Raw genomic sequence first — 19157 nt, 5'->3', positions numbered from 1 at the left:
CCGCCCCCCCCCCCCCGCCACCCGCCGCCTGTTCTAGCGCGAACTCCCGCAAGTCCTAGACCGCGCCCAGCGCCTTCAGCATTTCCAGAGCGATGAGGGTGTGCCCGCCGTGCCCCGGATGCACCGGCTCGGGGCAGAAGGCGTCGCCCTGGCGGAAGGTCAGATGGTGCTGGAAGATGTCGTGTAGCGGCACGCACAGGGCGCTGTACTTGGCGGCCATGTCGTGCGTGACCTGGATGTACTCCGGGATGAGGTCGAGCACGAGCTTGCGGTTGGTGTCCCGCGAGGACAGACTGATGTAGAAGGGCTCGAGCAGCAGGAGACGCGTCGGTGTCTCCTGCGTCACGCGGTCCAGCAGCCAGTCGTAGTTCTCCCGGAACCGCTCCGGTGACACCTTGATCGCCGGGTCCGGGTTGAACAGGTGGCGATGCAGGTCGTTGATGCCGATCAGAACGGACATCCAGTCCGGCTGCAGGCGGATGGTGTCGTCGTCCCAGCGCTCCTTGAGGTCAGAGGTGGTGTGGCCGCCAATGCCCTTGTTGATGAAGGTGATCTGCCGCTCAGGATGCAGCGCCGTGACCATCTCGGCAAGGAACTTCGCGTAACCGCCGCCCAGCGGCGCTGCGGAGTCGCGCCGCCCGCAGTCGGTGATGCTGTCGCCCTGAAAAAGAAAAGTCTGACCGTCTTGCACGAGGAAGTCTGCCATCTCTGCCTCCCAATGGGCTGCTGGCCTGTCTGGTGTCCGTGCCCCCAACGCGGCGGGCGTGAGGCGGTTCGCCGGGGCCGGCCCGTACACCTGCCGCCCGCTGCCACGGCGTGCCCTCCGCCCGCCTCGCCCCAGCTCACCAGTCTGTTCGCCTCACACGCTGTTTATGGTATAATCCCATGCAGACGAACCGCCCCGCACACGCGCTGGAGGCGGTTCTGCTGCAACTCATGGCACCCACCACGATCGAGGCCATCACACAGCAGGTGTCCGGCTACTGGCCGGGCGTGGACCGCCAGTTCTTGGCGGGGGCATATGACTTTGCCGCCCACATGCACGAGGGCCAGCAGCGTCTCTCGGGCGACCCCTACATCACCCATCCGCTCGAAGTGAGCTACATCCTGGCCAAGGTGGAAAGCGACCCCCCGTCTGTAGCGGGGGGTCTTTTGCATGACACCGTCGAGGATACCCGAGCCGAAGTCGGGGACATCGAGGAGCGGTTCGGCTCCACGGTCGCGCAGCTCGTGGCCGGCGTCACCAACCTGTCCAAGCTGGACTTCGCCAGCAAGCAGGAGGAGCAGGCCCGGAACCTGCGCAAGATGTTCCTGGCCATGGCCGAGGACCCCCGTGTCATCCTCATCAAGCTGTGCGACCGGCTACACAACATGCGCACCCTCGCGCCCTTGCCCCCCCCGCGTCGGGAAGCCACCGCACGCGAGACCCTGCACATCTTCGCCCCCCTGGCGCACCGGCTGGGGATCTGGCGGCTGAAGTGGGAACTGGAGGACCTGTCGCTCAAGTTCCTGGAGCCGGGCAGGTACGATGAGATCGCGCGGCTGGTCGGGATGTCGCGTGACGAGCGCGAGAGACTGATCACCGAGGCGACCGCGGTGCTGGAGGCCAGGCTGGCGGCCGCCGGGATCGTCGCGCGCGTGCAGGGCCGCGCCAAGCACCTGTACAGCATCTACCAGAAGCTGTCCCGCCAGCACGTGGACTTCTCGCAGATCACCGACCTGTCCGCACTGCGGGTCATCGTGCAGTCCGAGCAGGACTGCTACGCCGCCCTGGGGGTCGTGCACGAGCTGTGGCTGCCCATCCACGGCATGTTCAGTGACTACATCGCCAAGCCCAAGGCGAACAACTACCAGTCGCTGCACACGAAGGTGGTAGGGCCAGACAGCCAGGTGCTTGAGGTGCAGATCCGCACCGAGGAGATGCACACCCGCGCGGAGTACGGCGTGGCGGCCCACTGGCGCTACAAGGAGGGGGGCGCGGCCGACGACCGGTTCGACGAGCAGGTGACGTGGGTGCGGCGCCTGCTGGAACTGGACTCGGACCTGAGCGAGAGCCACGAGTTCCTGGAGTTGCTGCAACTCGACCTGTTCGAGGACCAGGTCTTCGTCTTCACGCCCAAGGGCGACGTGATTGACCTGCCGGCCAATAGCGGCCCCTTGGACTTCGCCTACCGCATCCACACCGAGGTGGGCAACCACTGCGTCGGCGCCCGGGTGAACGGACGACGGGTGGGGCTGGATTACCAGTTCAAGAACGGTGACGTGGCCGAGATCATCACGTCCCCGCAGGCTGAGCCGACCCACAACTGGCTGCGCATCATCCAGAGCTCCGGGGCCAAGTCGAAGGTGCGCCGGTTCCTGCGGGCCAAGGCCCGCGAGGACAACATCGCGGCCGGCCGCGAGAGCCTGGAGCGGGCCCTCACCCGCCTGCCGGGTCACCAGCGTCAGGCCATCACCGCCGAGGATCACACCCGTGCGGCGCTCCACCTGGGCTACGTGGACGTTGACTCAATGCTCGCCGCCATCGGCTTCGGGGACATCGAGACCGAGACGGTGGTGCAGCACCTGGTGGCGCATGACCAGCGCCCGGTGTCCCTGGTCGAGGAGGCGCAGCAACTCTCGCTGCCGGGCACACCGTCCAAGCCTGCCGGTGGCCCGCTGCCGGTCAGGGCGGGCAATGTCGCCGGCTTCTACTCCCGTCTCTCGAAGTGCTGCAACCCACTGCCCGGTGACGACATCGTCGGCTACATCACCCGCGGCAAGGGCCTGGCCATCCACCGTGTGGACTGCAAGAATGTGCAGTACCGTGAGAACCTGGAGCCCTCGCGGATCGTGCCGCTGACGTGGTCGGGCGAGGATGCGCAGAGCACCTATACCCAGGACCTCGAACTGGTGGCCGTGGACCGCACCGGGCTGTTCTCGCACATCACCGCCATCGTCGCGGATGCAGGCATAGACATCCGGGATGTCGAGGCTCACGCGGCAGACAGCCACCTGGCGCACCTGCACCTGACCCTGGCGATCCGCCGGCGACAGGACCTCGAACACCTCGTGGAGCGCCTGGCCCAGCTCATTGACGTGGTGTCTGTCAGGCAGGTCGAGACACGCTCCAGCCACGGCCCACAGTAGCCTGCAAGCACGCGGCCTACGGCCGGAAGGTACTCTCGCCCCCACGCCGAACACCCCAGCGAACGCCCGTACCCCACGCGCAGGAGGAGACCCATGCCGCGACGCAGACGGATCTTCAGCCAGGAAGAAGCCTGCCTGGCTCGGCTCAAGGCCTGCCCGTCGCTGTGCACCTGCAAGGCGACCAACCCCGAGGAGTGGCGGGCCTGGCGCAAGACCTTCAAGCGGGAACTGCTCAAGTACCTGGGCCCCGACCCCGAGAGCGTCCCCCTGAACCTGGAGGTCCTCGAACGCACCGATCAGGGCGACTACATCCGTGAGAAGGTCGTCTACGACAGCGACCCGTTCAACTCGGTGCCGGCGTGGATCCTGACCCCCAAGGGCCTGGCGCCTGGGGAGCGCGTGCCGGGCCTCCTCATCTCGCACGGCCACGGCCCGGGCAAGAACCCCAGCGTCGGCCTGGACAGTGAAGGCCAGCCCTACGAGGACTACAGCCACGCCATGGCCGTGCAGTTCACGCGGCGCGGCTATGTGACCATCGCGCCCGACTGGCGGGGCTTCGGCGAACGCCTCGATCGCGATGAGTTCGTCCGCCGCCCCTCGCGCGATGGCTGCAATGTCGCCTATATGGCCAACGGCTACTTCGGCTTCCAGTATCTGAACCTGCAGGTGTGGGATGCCCGGCGGACACTGGATCTGCTGCAGAGCCTGCCCAGCGTGAACCCCAAACGCCTGGGCATGATCGGCTGCTCTTTCGGGGGCACGATGACCACGTACACCTCGGCTCTGGATGAGCGCATCACCGCCTGCGCGATCGTCTGCTACCTGAGCACGTTGGCGGGGGCGTTCTCCCAGAACGGCAACTTCTGCGGGGCGCAGTACATGCACGGCCTGGGGCGCATCGGCGACATCTACGACGTCGCCTCGCTCATCGCTCCACGACCCATGCTGGCCGAGATCGGCGAGCACGACATGTGCTTCCTGGTGGATGACGCCATGAAGGCCTACCGACATGTGAAGGCCTGCTACAAGGCGGCAGGGGTGCCCGAGCGGTGCGACCTGGACCGCTTCCCCGGCGGACATGAGTTCAGCGGCCGCAAGGCCTTCGCGTGGTTCGACAAGTGGCTGAAGGGTCAATGATGAGGATCACTTCCGACTGGCACATCCACACTTCCCATTCGTGCGACAGCGCCTCCCTGCCGATGGCGGACATGCCGGTAGCCGCGGAGCGGCATGGCTTCATCGCCTATGGCGTCACCGACCACATCCACACGCCGGTCAACCTGCCCGACCTGGTTGCCTCGCGCGCGGCGTGGGAGGCGCAGGCGCCGGCCCCCAACTTCCACTTCGGGGTCGAGGCCAGTTCCGTCTCAGAGTGGGAGCTGCAGCAACTGGCGGACGGGCTCGCGGAGCCGGCGACCTATGGCCTGCGCAGCGGCGGCCCTCCAGCAGCGGCCCCGGCCCTTGGCCTGACCGAGCGGGACATCGCCGATCTGCACATCGAGTACGTCGTGGCCGGGACGCACTGGCCCCTGTACGTGCCCCTGGAGCGTGACGAGATCATCCGCGACTACCACCGCCAGAACATGTTCCTGGTCACCCACCCCCTAGTGGACATTGTGGCCCATCCCTGGTGGTGGCATGGGCACTGGCAGGACGCTGACGGGATGTTCAGCACTGATCCGTGGTTCGACGACTTCGACCGCATCCCCGCCTCGATGCACGATGAGTTCGCCGCGGCGGCTATCGCGCACGGCACCGCGGTGGAAGCCAATCTCGAGGCGATGGTGCTGAACCGGGCCTACCCGGAGGCCTTCCGGCGGCGCTATGTGGACTATCTGGCCGACCTGCACAGCCGGGGCGTGACGCTGTCGCTGGGGTCGGACTGCCATTCGCCGACCTACGACATCCGCCTGGAAGAGGCGGCGGCGAGGCTGGAGGCAGCTGGGCTGGGTCAAGTGCAGTGGTGGTGTCTGCCGGACCGGACGGACAGTCAGGAGTGAGGTGTCTCATGCCGAAGCGGTTGCTGTTCATCGGCGCGGGTGGCCTGGCCCATTCCCGCGCCGCGTGCTTCGCCAAGATCGCGGGTGTGGAGCTGGCCGGGGTCGTGTCACGGACCGAAGCCTCGGCGCGACGCCTGGCCGAGGCGCACCACATGCCGGCGTACGGCACGGACGTCGAGGCCGTAGCGGCGCAGGTACAGCCCGACGCCGTCTCCATCGCCTCCGTCAACGCCGCGCACCACCAGCACATCATGTGGGCGCTGGAGCATGACCTCGATGTGTTCGTCGAGGGGCCGATGGTGGTCAGCGCCGCGCAGGCGGAGCAGGTCGCGACACTGGCGCAAGCGCGCGGCCGGATCGTGGAGGTCGGCTTCCAGCGGCGTTACCACCCCACCATCCAGCGGGCTCGCGACTTCATCCAGAACAAGCATTTCGGCCCGCTGATCTACGGCGAGGTGGAGTTCTTCTGGCACATGGCCCCGCCCCCCGGCCAGCCCGCGTCGTGGTATCTCGATGACACGCAGAGCGGCGGCATGGCCGTCTGCCACATGAGCTACGGGCTGAACACGCTGCGTTGGGTGCTGGGCGACCCACAGCGCGTCGTGGCCACCGGCAGTAGCCTGGGCTTCCCGCCGGGGCAGGTGGACAGCGACACGCTGTCGGCCACGCTGCTGTATGACAGCGGCGCCGTCGGCCACATCATCGCCAGCTTCGCCACACCCGAGGGCTTCCCGAGCGGCATGATGAAGGTCTTCTGTCCGGACGGCGGGTTCGCCGTTCAGATCCTGCACGAAGTCTGCGGCACTTTCTGGGAAGGTAATGATGTTATAGAAGTAGCGCCCGTGCCGCGCGTCGAGGGGGACGGCGAGTGGGGCGGCGACGATCTCCAGGCCCAGTGCGAGGCCTTCGCACAGGCGCTGGAGACCCGCCAGGGGCTGCTCAACCCGCCGGAAGACAGCGCCTTCGAGTTGCGCCTGATTGAGGGGGCGCTCGAGTCGGCGCGCACCCGGCAGCCCGTGGAGCTGGCGTGACGACAGAGGAGTGAGCCCCATGAAGCAGTGTTGCCTGATCGCGTTGATGCTGGTGCTGGGAGCGGCGGGGCTGCTGCCGGCTCAGGCCCAGGAGAGCCCTTTCCCCGCCCTGGGCGCCGCCCTGGACAGCGCCATCGCCCGGGGTGAGGCGGCGGTAGCGCGGGAGACAGCCCACAAGATCCTGGAGGTGGCCGCCGGGCAGACCGCGGACCAACTCACCTCTCAGGACCAGTATGTCATCGGGCTGGCCCATCTGCAGATCGCCCGCGAGTTGCTGGAGGCAGCCCTGCAGAGCGGGAAGCTCTCGGAAGCCCAGGCGGCCGCGGCGAAGGCGTGGCTGGACAAGCTGGCCCCACCCCAGCCGGCGCTGATCGTTGTGGGCAAGGGCGAGCAGATCAAGCTGGAGGACTACCTGGTCGCCGGCAAGACGACCATCGTGGACTTCTACAGCGAGTTCTGCCCGCCGTGCCGGGCCCTGGCGCCGCACCTGGAGAAGCTGGTGCAGACTCGCCAGGACACTGCCGTGGTCAAGGTGGACATCAACCGCCCGGGCCACCAGGGCATTGACTGGGGCTCGCCCGTGGCCCAGCAGTTCAGCCTGCGCAGTATCCCTTACCTGCGCATCTATGGCCCCGACAAGCAGTTGCAGGCCGAGGGCAAGGCGGCCCTCACGCAAGTCCTGGAGTGGTGCGGCCTGAACTGACGCTGCCTCGCTTGTAGGGCGAGGGCTCGCACCCCGCCGTGCCTGACGCTACCCGAACGGCTCGGCGGGGTACAAGCCCCCGCCCTACAGACCCTCCCCTGCCATCCAGCCCTTCAGCTTCCCCTGCGCAATGTGCTACAATGGCCCGACCGAGCCAGGCCGCCGGGCCTGGCCTTACGCTGGCGGTGTCCGCCCCGCCCTCCGAGAGGTTGACCCAATGACCGAGCTGGACCAGCTTTGCATCAACACCTTGCGCTTCCTGGCCGTGGACGCAGTCGAACAGGCCAAGTCGGGCCATCCCGGCCTGCCGCTGGGCGCTGCCCCGATGGCGTACACGCTCTTCGACCGCATCCTCCGGTTCAACCCCGCCGATCCCCAGTGGCCCAACCGCGATCGCTTCATCCTGTCCGCAGGCCACGGCTCAGCGCTGCTGTATGCGCTGCTGCACATGTACGGGTACGACCTGCCCCTGTCGGAAGTCCGCAACTTCCGCCAGTGGGGCAGCAAGACCCCGGGCCATCCTGAGTATGGCCACACCCCCGGCGTGGAGGCCACCACTGGACCGCTGGGGCAGGGCTTCGCCATGGGCGTGGGCATGGCCATGGCTGAGCGCTTCCTGGCCGCGCAGACCAACGCCGAGGCCGGCGCCGACCTCGTGGACCACACCGTCTACGCGATCGTCTCCGATGGCGACCTGATGGAGGGCATCTCCTCGGAGGCGGCGTCCCTGGCCGGGACGCTCAAGCTCGGCAAGCTCATCTACCTGTACGACGACAACGAGATCTCGATTGAGGGTCGCACCGACCTGGCCTTCACCGAGGACGTGCCGACGCGCTTTGCCGCCTATGGCTGGCACGTGCAGCAGGTGGCCGACGGCAATGATGTGGCTGCCATCGAGCAGGCCGTGAAGGCCGCCCAGGCGGAGACCGAGCGGCCGTCGCTGATCGTCGTCCCCACCCACATCGGCTTCGGCAGCCCCAAGCAGGACAGCGCTTCGGCCCATGGCGAGCCCCTGGGCGCGGAAGCCATGGCCGCGACGCGCGAGAAGCTCGGGTGGCCCGCCGAGACGTTCCATGTGCCCGCCGAGGCCGCTGCCCACATGCAGGAGGCCGGGGCACGCGGCGCGGCCCTGCAGGCTCAGTGGCAGGAGAAGCTGGCCGGCGTGCGCGCGGCCCGTCCCGAAGCCGCGGCCCGCTTTGAGGCCCTCGTCGCCGGCAAGCTGCCTGAGGGCTGGGAGGACGCCGTCCCCGTCTTCGCCCCCAATGACAAGGGCATGGCCACCCGTGCCGCCTCCGGCGAAGCGCTGACGGCCATCGGCAACCGCCTGGGCAACATGCTGGGCGGCTCGGCTGACCTGGCGCCCTCGAACAAGAGCGAGATCAAGGGCTGCGGCGAATACGGCACGGACTGCATGTGTTGCGGCACCAATGTGCACTTCGGGGTGCGCGAGCTGGGTATGGGCGCCATCGTCAACGGCATGGCCCTGCACGGCGGCGTCATCCCCTACGGCGCCACGTTCCTGGTCTTCGCCGACTACGTCCGCCCGACGCTGCGCCTGGCGGCGCTGATGCAGTGCCACAGCATCTTCATTTTCACCCATGACAGCATCGGCGTGGGCGAGGACGGGCCCACTCACCAGCCCGTCGAGCACCTGCTGGCCCTGCGCGCCATCCCGGGCCTGACAGTCTACCGCCCGGCGGACGCCAATGAGACAGCGGAGTGCTGGCGGCAGGCCATCACGCGCCAGGAGCCGTGCCTGCTGGCCCTGACGCGCCAGAACCTGCCGATCCTCGACGTGGAGGCCTACCCGGTCCGCGAGGGCGTGCAGCGCGGCGGCTACATCCTGTCGGAGGCACAGAACTCGCAGCTCGTGCTGCTGGCGACGGGCTCGGAGGTCGAGCTGGCCCTGAAGGCGCAGGCCGTTCTGAAGGACGAGGGCGTGGCCGCGCGCGTCGTCTCGATGCCCTCGACCGAGCTGTTCGATGCCCAGCCGGCCGCGTACCGCACCCAGGTTCTGCCGCCCGACGTGCCCAAGCTGGCGATTGAGGCCGGATGCACGATGGGCTGGTACAAGTACGTCGGCTGCACCGGCGCCGTCGTCGGCCTGGACCACTTCGGCGCCTCGGCCCCGGCCAAGACCGTGTTCGCTGAGTTCGGCTTCACGGTCGAGAACGTCGTGGCGAAGGCGAAGGAGCTGCTGTAGCGGCGGCACCCCGACCTGGCGCGCGGTGAGGCTCTTGCAGGAATACGTCGCCCGGCCGGGAACTAGTCGCTCCCACAACCCACGAACCCCAAGCGGCCCCGCGCCGCACGAGAGGAAGACTAGACGATGGATGATGCTTTCGAACTGGTTGAGCCCTACTTCACCCCGCCCCTGGACCCGGACTTCCGCCCGGCTGTGTTGGCCAATAGGGCGTTCGTGGCGCAGGTTGAGGAGTCCGGCATGGGCGTGCCGCTGCGCATCGGCCTGGAGCGTGCTGATGGTTCGGTCTCGACGTTCGAGACCATGTGCTTCGGCCCGCACAGCGACCGCTTCGCCGCGAACCTGACGTACGCCGAGCGCCTCGTGAAGTTCCTGCTGTGGCAGCGCGGCGGCTGGAAGGTCATGGTCGGCGGCCCCGCCGCCATCGGCGAGCACATCAAGGCCGTCTACTCGCCCACCGGCGCGCGCGCCTTTGACCACGACTTCATGGGCGGCGTCTACGAGCACGACTTCACGGTCGAGATCATGGACGCCGCGGCCGTCCCCGCGACCAGGGAGACGACCATGCCGCTGGGCCGCCACCTGGACGGCAACCGCATCGGCATTGACCTGGGCGGCAGCGACTACAAGCTCGCCGCCGTCAAGGATGGCCAGGCCGTGTGGGCGGACGAGTTCCCGTGGGACCCCAAGACCCAGAAGGACCCCAGCTACCACCGCGAGCGCATCAACGCCGGCCTCAAGGAAGCCGCGTCGCACCTGCCCTCCGTGGACGCCATCGGCGGCAGCGCCGCGGGCGTGTGGATCAACGACCGCGTGCTGGTGGCCTCGCTCTTCCGGGGCATCCCCAAGGACGTCTTCAACGCACAGGTCAAGGACCTGTTCGTGAACATCGGCAAGGAGTGGGGCGTGCCGCTGACCATCGTCAACGATGGCGAAGTGACCGCCCTGGCCGGCTCCATGGAGCTGAACGCCAACGCGGTGCTGGGCATCGCCATGGGCACCAGCGAAGCGGCCGGCTATGTCACCCCGGACGGGAACATCACCGGCTGGCTCAATGAGCTGGCCTTCGCGCCGATTGACTACGCCCCCAGCGCTCCCGTGGACGAGTGGTCGGGCGACGCCGGCTGCGGTGTCCAGTACTTCAACCAGACCGGCGTGACCCGCGTGGCCGCCGCCGCGGGCATCGAGTTCGACGAGGGTCTGGGCCTGCCGGAGAAGCTCGTGGTGGTGCAGGACCTCATGAAGGCCGGCGACGAGCGCGTCGTGCCGGTGTACGAGACGGTGGGCACCTGGTTCGGCTATGCGCTGGCTCACTACTGCGACTTCTACGAGGTCGAGCACTGCCTGATCCTGGGCCGCGCTACCACGGGCGACGGCGGCCAGATCATCAAGGAGAAGGCCGAAGAGGTCCTCGACGGCGAGTTCCCCGAGCTGCGCGACAAGGTGACGCTGCAACTGCCCGACGAAGCCAACCGCCGCGTAGGCCAGTCGGTAGCCGCCGCCAGCCTGCCGGCGATCTAGGGGCGAGGGGCAAGGGTAACGACAGCGACCCCGCCCGTGGCAACTGAGGCACAACGGAAACAGGGACAGTGCCCACATGGGCCTGTCCCTGTTGCTTTGGTTGATAGGGTGTCTGCCGTTGCCGTTACCCTTGACCCTTGACCCTCGACCCTTGCCCCTCTCCCTACTGCACGTACACCGGCGTTCCCACCGAGACCATCCCCCACAGGACCCTGGCGTCGGCGCGGTGTTGGCGGATGCAGCCGTGGGAGGCGGGGCCGCCCAGGCGGCCGTAGAAGGGCGGCGAGGTCGCGTGGATGCCGTGGCTGCCCGAGGACGTGATCCCCAGCCAGTAGTACATCACGCAGTGATAGAGATGGCTGACCGGCGCGTACTGCTTGCTGAAGACCCGGCCCATGGCCCCGCGGGAGCCATACGAGCCTGGCCGCATGGTCGGTGTGTTGTACCCACCCATCGCCGTCGAGACGATGTGCATGCGCCGCACCAGGCCGTCCCGCAGGTAGTAGAGTCGCTGCAGGGGTTTGCTGACCACGATGCACGTGTCGGGCTTGTCCTTCAGGACGCGGGGGCGTAGCTGGTAGCGCCGCTCGTCGCGAGCGACTTCCTTGCCGCCCGCATCGTAGCCGGTCAGGCGCACCGCGAACTCCGTGGCGTCCATCCAGGGCACGTTCCAGCGCGCTATGCCCTGGTTCGCGAACTTGCCGACAGTACCGCTGAAGGTGCCACGCGAATGCCCGCCCAACTCGCAGCGCGTGCCGCTGTAGGTGATCCTCACCTGTGTGATCGTCCCGGAGGTGTTCCAGACCAGCGTCTGCTGCCCCTCATCCACGACGCCATCCGGCGCGGGATAGGCCAGCGTCAGGGCCGGCGGAGCCTGCGGGTCGAAGCGTGGAGTCGGCGGCGGTGTGGGCACGGGTTTGATGACCACCGGTGCGGCGGGCTTGACGGGGGCGGTCCGCTTCGGCACCGGACGGATCGGCTCGCCGGTCAGCGGCGGCATGCTCGGGTCCTGCGGCAGGGGCTCGCGCACGAGCGGCAGGCCCGTCTCCTCCTCGTCGGCAGGGGCATCCGCCCATGCGAGCGATCGCGGCCCTGCAGCGCAGAAACACAACACCATCACCAGTGACAGAAGCACAGCCCAGCGCATACCTCGTGACGATCCTTGGTTCAGAATGGCCAACAGCGACTGCAACCAGTGCGATAGATGACGACGGTCGGCCTATGGTACACCTCGAGCGCCGAATCGTCCACCACCGCCGACGCGACGCTACCGGGGCAGGTCAGGCTATCACAGCGGGGCGCCCTCGAGCGTCAGTTCACCATCATCGGGCGGCTCCCCGGCCTGGCCCAGTGTCTCCTCCCACGTGGGCAGCGACCGCATGTCCGCCGCGCGCGAGATGCGCAGGGCCGCCGCCGCGCTGCCCAGGCGCGCGGCCGTGACCGGGTCGCGCCCGCGCAGCAGCGCCGCGATGAAGCCGGCGTGGAAGGTGTCGCCGGCGCCGATGTCGTAGCGGACCTCGACCGGCTCGGCGGGCACGTGCTCCGCCTCGTCGGGGGTGACGACCGTGACGCCCGCAGCCCCGGCGGTGACGGCGATGACAGCAGGACCCAAGCCGCGCAGGGCGGCCGCCGGAGGCATGAGTGGCGGGGTCTCTGTCGGCTGTGCCGATACCCCTCCCTGGGCCCCGGCCACCAGGGCCGCCTCCTCGACGTTCATCACCGCGATGTCGGCCAGCGCCAGGGCCTCGCGCTGCACGGCCACGACCTGCTCCAGCGGCTCGCGCCATTGCGAGGCGCGGTAGTTCATCGCGTAGGCCACCTGCAGGCCCAGGGCCCTGGCTCGCCGCGCCAGGTCCAGCGACAACGAGCGCAGCGGCTCGGAGCGGATGGTAGCTTCGCTGAAGTCAAAGAGCCGTGCCTGCCTGAGTTCGTCGTCCGTCAGCGGCTCGCGCCCGAATTCCTGCATCGGGTCGCAGTGCCCGGCGAAGCGGTAGAAGTAGAAGGTCTTCGCGCCGCCCTGGTCCATCCAGCACAGCGAGACGGGGGTGAGTTGCCCTGCCACCGCGCGTGCCGGGGACGTGTCCACGCCCAGCTCCCGGAGACGGGACAGCAGCCACTGCCCCAACTCGTCATCACCCACCCGCGTCGCCAGCCCGACACTCGTGCCCAGTTTCGCCAGGGCGATGCAGAAGTTCGAGGTGGCGCCGGAGGGCAGGGCCTCATACTCATGGGCATGGACGAGGTCCACCCCGAGCTTGCGGGGCGTCAACTCGACCAGGGCGCTACCGATGGCCAGAACATCCAGTTCACTCATCATTGGGTCCCCGGGGTGTAGGGCTGAACCACTGTGGCGTAGGGCCCGCCGGACAGGGCTGCGGTCAGATCAGCATTCAGGTAGTTGCTGGCGAAGAACACGTTGCCCCGGGCCCCCAGGGAGCGTGACAGCTCCACCTGCGACAGCACCAACTCGCGCGGGCGCGAGGACGTGTTCCCGCCCTCTCTCATGTAGATGCTCAGGCCGGGGATGATCCGGGCCATCTGCGGGTCGGCCGCGCGCCACTCCTCCAGGGCCTCGCGCAGCTTCGCATTGTCCATCAGGTACGCCATCGGGATGACGTAATCAATGATACCCTCTTTGAGCCAACCGTACCAGTCCTGGCAGACGGCATCGGCGGACTGGCGGTTGTAGAAGACGGCCGCGGAGACCTCTGCCTTCGGCTTGATCTGCTTGGCCTCGCGGTACACGCTGCGCACGAGTTCGGACACGGTCCACTTGCGGTACTCGACCCACTTCGCCAGCCGCTCCTTCTCCACCGCGGCGTCCACCGGCGGCCCGACCTGCAGGAAGTCCTGCCCGGGTGTCGGGCTGATGACGCGCAGACCGTGGAAGTAGGGGGCGGTGCCGGTCAGCCCCAGCACGGCCTGCAGGTCCGGGAGCTTGATCGCGAACACCGGCCCGTCCACGAATAGGGCATGGCCTCCTGCGGCCACGAACTCCTTGAGCCACGCTGCTGTCTCCTCGCTCAGGTAGTACTGCGCGTACAGCAGCACCGTTCCGCCGGCCGGCACGTCGCTCACCTTCGTCTCGTCCAGCGCCCGGGCCTTGAAGCCCAGAGCGCCGAGCCATTCGAGGCCCTCGGCCTGGGTCTCCGCCCGGTACTTGGCGTTCGTCTGCGTCGTGCGGAGTTGGCAGAAGCTCTGTGCCGTCGCCCCGAAGCGTTGCAGCAGCCGCCGCACCGTATCATCCACCGCCGGGTTGGCCGGCCGGCTGGCCTGCCAGTTCAGCAGCGCCGCTTCGCCCTGCCCGAGCTTGTTGAGCGTGATGGCGGGGACGCCGTCATCGAAGGTGGCCAGCACCTGTGCGGTGCTGGGCTTGCCCAGCGGGTTGCCGCCGCTGGACAGGGCGACCGGGAAGAGCTTCCCGCCGCCGGCCAGCGGCGGCAGGCCGCTGCGTTGCGCGAACTCCTCCTGGCAGTGCGCGCAGTAGCAGTACTCCTGGCCGCCGTAGCGGATGTAGTCGAAGTGCAGGCCGTCCAGGTCGTAGTTGCGCAGGCACTCGATCGTGACGTCGGTCTCGAAGCGCCGCACCTCGGGCCGGCCCAGGTCGTACCATCCGGGCTTCGCGGGCCGTCCGGTCTGCATCGCCCAGTCCGGGTGCTGTTCGAACACGCCCTTACTGCTCCAGCCGTAGCTGCCGTTGACGAACCAGGCGTGGACCTGCAGCCCCCTGGCATGGGCCAGGGCGATCATGTGGCCCAGCGGGTCGAAGCCGGGGTCCACCTTGTCGGCCAGCGGGCACAGCTTGCTGCGGTACCAGGCCTGCCCGCCGTTGTACCATACGAGCGGGTAGAGGGCATTCAGGTGCGCGGCGGCAGCCCGGTCCACCGCGTCAGCCACGGCCTCGGGCGTGTTGAAGGTCCCGCCCCCGACCCACAGGCCGCGACGTTCGGTGGCGTCAGCAGCATGGAGGGGTGTGAGAGCCAGGGCGAGGAGTGCGCACAGTAGCGGAAGCCATCGCATGGGAGTCACCGCGTGTGTTCGATGTTGGCGACTAGTTCGCTGCCCGGGGCTGGGCCCCTTCTCGCGATGGATCGAGGTCAAGACCGCCTGTCTGTGGGGACTTGCATGGCTTCTACAGCCCGAGAATGTTGCGTCGGGCAGTCATGTCGCCGCAGGTGAGCGGGAGCGGAGAGGGAATTGTCCAACGGGCGCATAACTCGAGGAGGTGAAGCTTCATGCCGACGGCACGAGAGGTCATGACCACAGGTGTCATCATGGTGGACGGGCTGGCTCCGGTGGCGGAGGCGGTGCGGCTGATGAAGGAGAAGGGTGTGCGCGCGCTGATCGTGGACCGGCGCAGCCCCGACGATGCCTATGGCATTGTCACCCAGCGCGACATCGCCTACAAGGTGATGGCCGCGGGCCTCGACCCCAACGAGGTCAAGGTGCACGAGATTCACAGCAAGCCCCTGGTGGTGGTGAACCCGGACCTGGACGTCAAGTATGTGGCGCGACTGATGGCCAACATGGGCCTGTCGCGCTGCCCGGTCATCTTCGACAAGAAGGTCCAGGGCATCGTCTCGGTCAGCGACCTGGTGAACAAGGCGATGTAGCCGGGTTCAGACAGTCTGGGGGAACACATCGGCCGCAGCGCGTGGGAGCGCTGCGGCCGTTTTCGTGCCTGGAACGCGGGCTTTCCAGCCCGCAACACGGCCAAACGCGGGCTGGAAAGCCCGCGCTCCGCCTTACAGCCGCCGCATCAGCAGCGCCACCGCCGCCAGCAGGGCGACGATGAAGCAGATGGCGATGGCGATGTACGCCTTCTCGGTGCGCGACAGGTGGAAGGCTCGGGCGTTGGCAACCAGGAAGCCGGTCACGATGAACGGTAGCAGCGGTGCGGCAGGCAGGCCCGGCACATATAGCACCGCACCCATGCCCAGAAGCGTCAGGGCGAAGATGATCCAGAAGGTCCGCTTGCCGCGCAGGCCAAAGCGGTAGGCGCCGACCAGGAAGAAGGTCAGGAAGACGAAATCGCCCAGGCCGGCGGTCGCGATATGCGACAGCCCCGCCCCGCCCTGGGCCCCGGTCGCCGAGCCAACCTGGGGGATGCCGACCGAGAGCTTCTGCACGATGTGCGGCGCGTGCTCGAGCGTCTTGCCGGTGGGCCCGAAGAAGACGGTGAAGATGTCGGCCAGACCGGCGATGATGGCCACCGGGAGCAGCATGTTGCGCTCGCGGACGATCAGGGACAGCAGCCGACCGAAGAACAGGCAGGCCCCCAGGAACAGCAGACCGGCCGCCGCGCCCAGCAGCGGCTTCAGGTGCGGCGCGATCTCCAGCCATTCACCGGCCGCGGCCCACAGCGCCAGGCACGCCGCCAGGCCGAAGCCGTCGGCGAGTGGCGCCAGCGGGAACTGCGCGGTCTCGCGTATCACCAACAGGGTGAGCAGCAGGAACAGCACCGTCGCCGCGATGCTGCCCACCAGGGGCGGCACGCCGCGCAGGTAGGGTAGCCCGGCGAGCAAGCCGAGGGCCAGCAGCGTGAACAGCGCCACCCGCCACACAGGCGGGCGGGGGGCAGGTGACGGCGCAGGGGTCTCAGGGGGCTGGGGATCGCTCATCGCATGCGGGAACTTCCGGCGCGCCGCCGGTCATTCGCAATCCTGGAACTCCACGAACTGCCCGCCCTCGATGTGGCGGGCGGTCACGGTGCGGTGCGCATCCAGATGGATGACGAGGTGGATGAGGTTCTGGCACCCGGCCCCCACCAGTTCCTTGTGCAGTACGTAGCCGGAGGGCTTGGGGTCATCGTCGTCGTCGGTCAGGGCGTGCCCGTTGCCAAGCTCATACTCGGCCTCGAGCTCGTAGGCCTTTTCGGCGCGAGTGCGTATGATCTCGCCGCACCTGTCGCAACGGACGGCGATATGCAGGGCCGGGGACGAAGGGTCGCAGCAGACGGGGCGATCGGATTGCCACAGCGCCCGTCCCAGGCGTTCAAGCAGTGTCGGCACGGAGTGATCACCAACCAGAAGACCGGGCAGGACGGGCCGGGGGGCCCGATGCGGCGGTGTGGCCGGCCAGCGACGTAGTGCGATGGTGCGGCCGGGGAGGCCGCGGGCTGTGAGATGGGCTGCCGGACTGACAGTACAGCAGACGCTGTATCACGAGTATAGCAGCGCCCGGGGCGCTGTCAAGCGCACCCGCTGCGGCCCGACGTGAGAGCGATAATTCCTTTTGACGGCTCTGCCTGGTCCCGGTATACTGTATGTTCCGATTCACCTGTGACCCTGCGTGTCAGCACGCATCGGGCCAAGGAGGAGTTTTGTGAGACCTTTCCCGATTGAAGAGCTGGTGGACCGCGTCGGCAGCCGCTTCACCGTGGTCGTGGCCGCGGCCAAGCGAGCCAAGCAGCTCAAGGATGGCGCGCCGCCGCTGGTCAACCTGCCGACCCGCAACTCCCTGACCATCGCGCTGCACGAGATTGCCGCCGGGCTGATCCAGATCTCCGACGCCCCGCCGGAGCCCGAGGAGGCGCCCGAGGCGCTGGCCGCCGCTGAGCCCGGCGATCTGGCCGCTCCCGAGGTCGTCGAGGCCGCTCTGCTCGGCCTCGACGGGGCCGACGAGGATGAGGACGGGGCCGAAGACGAGTACGACTCGGACGACGACGAGGAACTCGCCGACGACGAGGAAGAGGAAGAGGACGAGGCGGAGGACGAAGAGGACGAAGAGACCGAGGAGCCGAATGAGGACTGGGAGCCGGCAGGCGAGGACGGGTAGCCCTCCGCCGGCCCGGCGTCGTCCCTGAGCGCCATGACCTGGCGCTCAATCCGTGTGCAGGGCCCCCCGGGCGGACGAGTGGAAGCCAGACACCACCATGCCGAAGGATTACTACGAGGTCCTGGGAGTCGAGCGCAGCGCCTCCGCCGAGGAGATCAAGCGCGCCTATCGCAGACTTGCCCGGGAACACCATCCCGACGTCAACTCCCACGCCGACGCCGAGGAACGCTTCAAGGAGCTGGGCGAGGCTTACGCCGTGCTCAGCGACCCGGAGCGGCGCCAGCGCTATGACCTCTATGGCCACAACGGTGGCGACTTCGGCGCCCCCCAGGGCTTCGACATCTTCGAGTTGTTCAACCAGGCCTTCGGCTTCGGGTTCGGCGGCGGCGAGCGCGTCACCCCCGGCCGCGATCTGCAGCACGAGCTGACGATTGAGCTGGAAGAGGTGCTCACGGGCGCCTCGCGGGAGATCGAGCTGACCCGGCGCGTCACCTGCGAGACCTGCCAGGGCTCCGGCGCCCGGCCCGGCTCCACTCCCACCCCGTGCCAGACCTGCGCCGGCCAGGGCCGCGTCCGCCAGCTCCAGCAGAGCTTCTTCGGCACCATGGCCACAGTGGTCACCTGCCCCCAGTGCCGGGGCCGGGGTACCCTCATCACCGACCCCTGCGAGACCTGCGGCGGCTCGGGCATCTCCCGCCGTACCGAGCCCTTCACCGTCGAGATCCCCCCGGGCATCGAGGACGGGCAGCACATCCAGTATTCCGGCGGCGGCGACATGGGCGAGAGCGGTCATGCCGGCGACCTCTACGTCCGCATCCGCGTCGCCCGCCACCCGCTCTTCACCCGCGACGGCCCGACGATCCACTCGACCGTGCCCATCGCTTTCTGGCAGGCCGCCCTGGGCGACCGACTGACCGTGCCGACGCTGGAGGGTGAGACTGAGATCCAGGTGGCCGCCGGCACGCAGTCGGGCGCCGAGATCGTGCTCCCCGGCAAGGGCGTGCCGCAGTTGCGCCGACGCGGCCGCGGGCGCCATGTCATCACGCTCCGGGTCGTCACACCCGAGCGCCTGACCCCCGAGCAACGCGAGCTGTTCGAGCAACTGGCCGAGGCCTTTGGACATGAGCCCCCGGCCCCCAGCAATCACAAGGGCCTGTTCGACCGCCTCCGAGACACCCTGAAAGGCGACGCGTAGGCGGGTTCGTCCTCGAACCCGCAACCCAAGTCGCGGGTTCGAGGACGCACCCGCCCACGCGGCACACACCATGCAGTGGCGCGAGCTCACCATCCGTTGCCCCCAGAACGCCGCCGAGGCGGTCGCCGCGATGCTGCAGGACCTCGCCGGCGGCTGCGCTTCGCAGGATACGCCGGAAGGGGCCACTCTGTGGGCGTGGCTGCCCGATGACGGCCGCCTGCCGGCGCGCCGGCAGGAGCTGGCCGAGCGCCTCGCCGCGCTACCGGAGGAACTGCTGGAGGGAGGCCACGCAGAGTGTTCCGAGCGCAATGTGGACGACCAGGACTGGGCCGAGTCATGGAAGGCCTACTGGCACCCGACACGGGTCGGGCAGCGCCTCGTCATCAAGCCCACCTGGCGCGACTGGCCGCCGGCCGAACAGCCCGAGCTGGCGCGCCCGGGTGACCTCGTGATTGAGCTGGACCCCGGCATGGCCTTCGGCACCGGCGCCCACGCCACGACGGTGCTCTGCCTGGAGGCGCTGGAACGCCTCCTCACCCCCCGTTTGAGGGGGGGCGACGCCGCTTCAACACCCCCCCCTTCAGGGGGGGGCCAGGGG

General features: G+C 68.4%; 17 protein-coding genes. 11 read left to right on the top strand and 6 right to left on the bottom strand.

Going from position 1 to position 19157, the window contains the following annotated elements; genetic code table 11:
- Positions 1-55: 55 nt before the first annotated feature.
- The gene (locus LLH23_14955; protein ID MCE5239764.1) at positions 56-706 is read right to left on the bottom strand and encodes an SGNH/GDSL hydrolase family protein; all 651 of its coding nucleotides are present in this window, start codon (positions 704-706) and stop codon (positions 56-58) included.
- Positions 707-885: 179 nt separating this feature from the next.
- Between LLH23_14955 and LLH23_14950 the strand changes: the two genes are divergently transcribed.
- The 7 genes from LLH23_14950 (at position 886) to LLH23_14920 (ending at position 10587) form a co-directional block, all read left to right on the top strand.
- Positions 886-3129, top strand: coding sequence for a bifunctional (p)ppGpp synthetase/guanosine-3',5'-bis(diphosphate) 3'-pyrophosphohydrolase (locus LLH23_14950; GenBank protein MCE5239763.1), 2244 nt, complete (start codon positions 886-888; stop codon positions 3127-3129).
- Between the two features lie 93 nt (positions 3130-3222).
- Positions 3223-4266, top strand: a complete 1044-nt coding sequence (locus LLH23_14945; protein MCE5239762.1) for an acetylxylan esterase — start codon at positions 3223-3225, stop codon at positions 4264-4266.
- The gene (locus tag LLH23_14940; protein ID MCE5239761.1) at positions 4266-5129 is read left to right on the top strand and encodes a hypothetical protein; all 864 of its coding nucleotides are present in this window, start codon (positions 4266-4268) and stop codon (positions 5127-5129) included. Before LLH23_14945 ends, LLH23_14940 begins: the two co-directional genes overlap by 1 nt.
- Before the next feature lie 8 nt (positions 5130-5137).
- Entirely contained in the window at positions 5138-6160 is a 1023-nt protein-coding gene (locus tag LLH23_14935) for a Gfo/Idh/MocA family oxidoreductase (GenBank protein ID MCE5239760.1), read from the top strand.
- A 19-nt stretch (positions 6161-6179) separates the two neighbouring features.
- Entirely contained in the window at positions 6180-6863 is a 684-nt protein-coding gene (locus tag LLH23_14930) for a thioredoxin family protein (protein ID MCE5239759.1), read from the top strand.
- 217 nt (positions 6864-7080) lie between these two features.
- Positions 7081-9066 carry a transketolase gene (gene tkt, locus LLH23_14925; protein ID MCE5239758.1) on the top strand — a complete coding sequence of 662 codons (1986 nt, stop codon included), beginning with the start codon at positions 7081-7083 and terminating at the stop codon, positions 9064-9066.
- 126 nt (positions 9067-9192) lie between these two features.
- On the top strand, positions 9193-10587 hold the full coding sequence (locus LLH23_14920; GenBank protein ID MCE5239757.1) for an ROK family protein: 1395 nt from the start codon (positions 9193-9195) through the stop codon (positions 10585-10587).
- A gap of 163 nt (positions 10588-10750) precedes the next feature.
- On the opposite strand, the gene LLH23_14915 is transcribed toward LLH23_14920, so the two are convergent.
- The 3 genes from LLH23_14915 to LLH23_14905 form a co-directional block, all read right to left on the bottom strand.
- The gene (locus LLH23_14915) at positions 10751-11617 is read right to left on the bottom strand and encodes a L,D-transpeptidase (protein MCE5239756.1); all 867 of its coding nucleotides are present in this window, start codon (positions 11615-11617) and stop codon (positions 10751-10753) included.
- A gap of 258 nt (positions 11618-11875) precedes the next feature.
- Positions 11876-12901 (bottom strand): sugar kinase, encoded by a 1026-nt coding sequence (locus LLH23_14910; protein ID MCE5239755.1) that lies wholly within the window; start codon positions 12899-12901, stop codon positions 11876-11878.
- Positions 12901-14607 carry a family 10 glycosylhydrolase gene (locus LLH23_14905; GenBank protein ID MCE5239754.1) on the bottom strand — a complete coding sequence of 569 codons (1707 nt, stop codon included), beginning with the start codon at positions 14605-14607 and terminating at the stop codon, positions 12901-12903. The genes LLH23_14910 and LLH23_14905 overlap by 1 nt, the downstream gene beginning before the upstream one ends.
- A 215-nt stretch (positions 14608-14822) precedes the next feature.
- Here LLH23_14905 and LLH23_14900 point away from each other — a divergent pair, with 215 nt between their 5' ends.
- Positions 14823-15200, top strand: a complete 378-nt coding sequence (locus LLH23_14900; GenBank protein MCE5239753.1) for a CBS domain-containing protein — start codon at positions 14823-14825, stop codon at positions 15198-15200.
- Positions 15201-15332: 132 nt separating this feature from the next.
- Here the strand turns inward: LLH23_14900 and LLH23_14895 are convergent, their stop codons facing one another.
- Together LLH23_14895 and LLH23_14890 are read right to left on the bottom strand one after the other, a co-directional pair.
- Entirely contained in the window at positions 15333-16142 is an 810-nt protein-coding gene (locus LLH23_14895) for a hypothetical protein (GenBank protein ID MCE5239752.1), read from the bottom strand.
- A 96-nt stretch (positions 16143-16238) separates the two neighbouring features.
- Positions 16239-16598: a hypothetical protein gene (locus tag LLH23_14890; protein MCE5239751.1), complete on the bottom strand. Its 360-nt coding sequence runs from the start codon at positions 16596-16598 to the stop codon at positions 16239-16241.
- Between the two features lie 313 nt (positions 16599-16911).
- Between LLH23_14890 and rpoZ the strand changes: the two genes are divergently transcribed.
- The 3 genes from rpoZ to LLH23_14875 form a co-directional block, all read left to right on the top strand.
- Positions 16912-17364: a DNA-directed RNA polymerase subunit omega gene (gene rpoZ, locus LLH23_14885; protein MCE5239750.1), complete on the top strand. Its 453-nt coding sequence runs from the start codon at positions 16912-16914 to the stop codon at positions 17362-17364.
- A gap of 97 nt (positions 17365-17461) precedes the next feature.
- Positions 17462-18559, top strand: coding sequence for a molecular chaperone DnaJ (dnaJ, locus tag LLH23_14880; GenBank protein MCE5239749.1), 1098 nt, complete (start codon positions 17462-17464; stop codon positions 18557-18559).
- Positions 18560-18629: 70 nt separating this feature from the next.
- Positions 18630-19157, top strand: a 528-nt coding sequence (locus tag LLH23_14875; protein ID MCE5239748.1) for a 50S ribosomal protein L11 methyltransferase, incomplete at its 3' end; no start/stop codon positions are given.

Source organism: bacterium (genome assembly GCA_021372615.1).
Lineage (GTDB): Bacteria > Armatimonadota > Zipacnadia > Zipacnadales > UBA11051 > JAJFUB01.
This window is presented reverse-complemented; position numbering and strand designations above follow the sequence as displayed.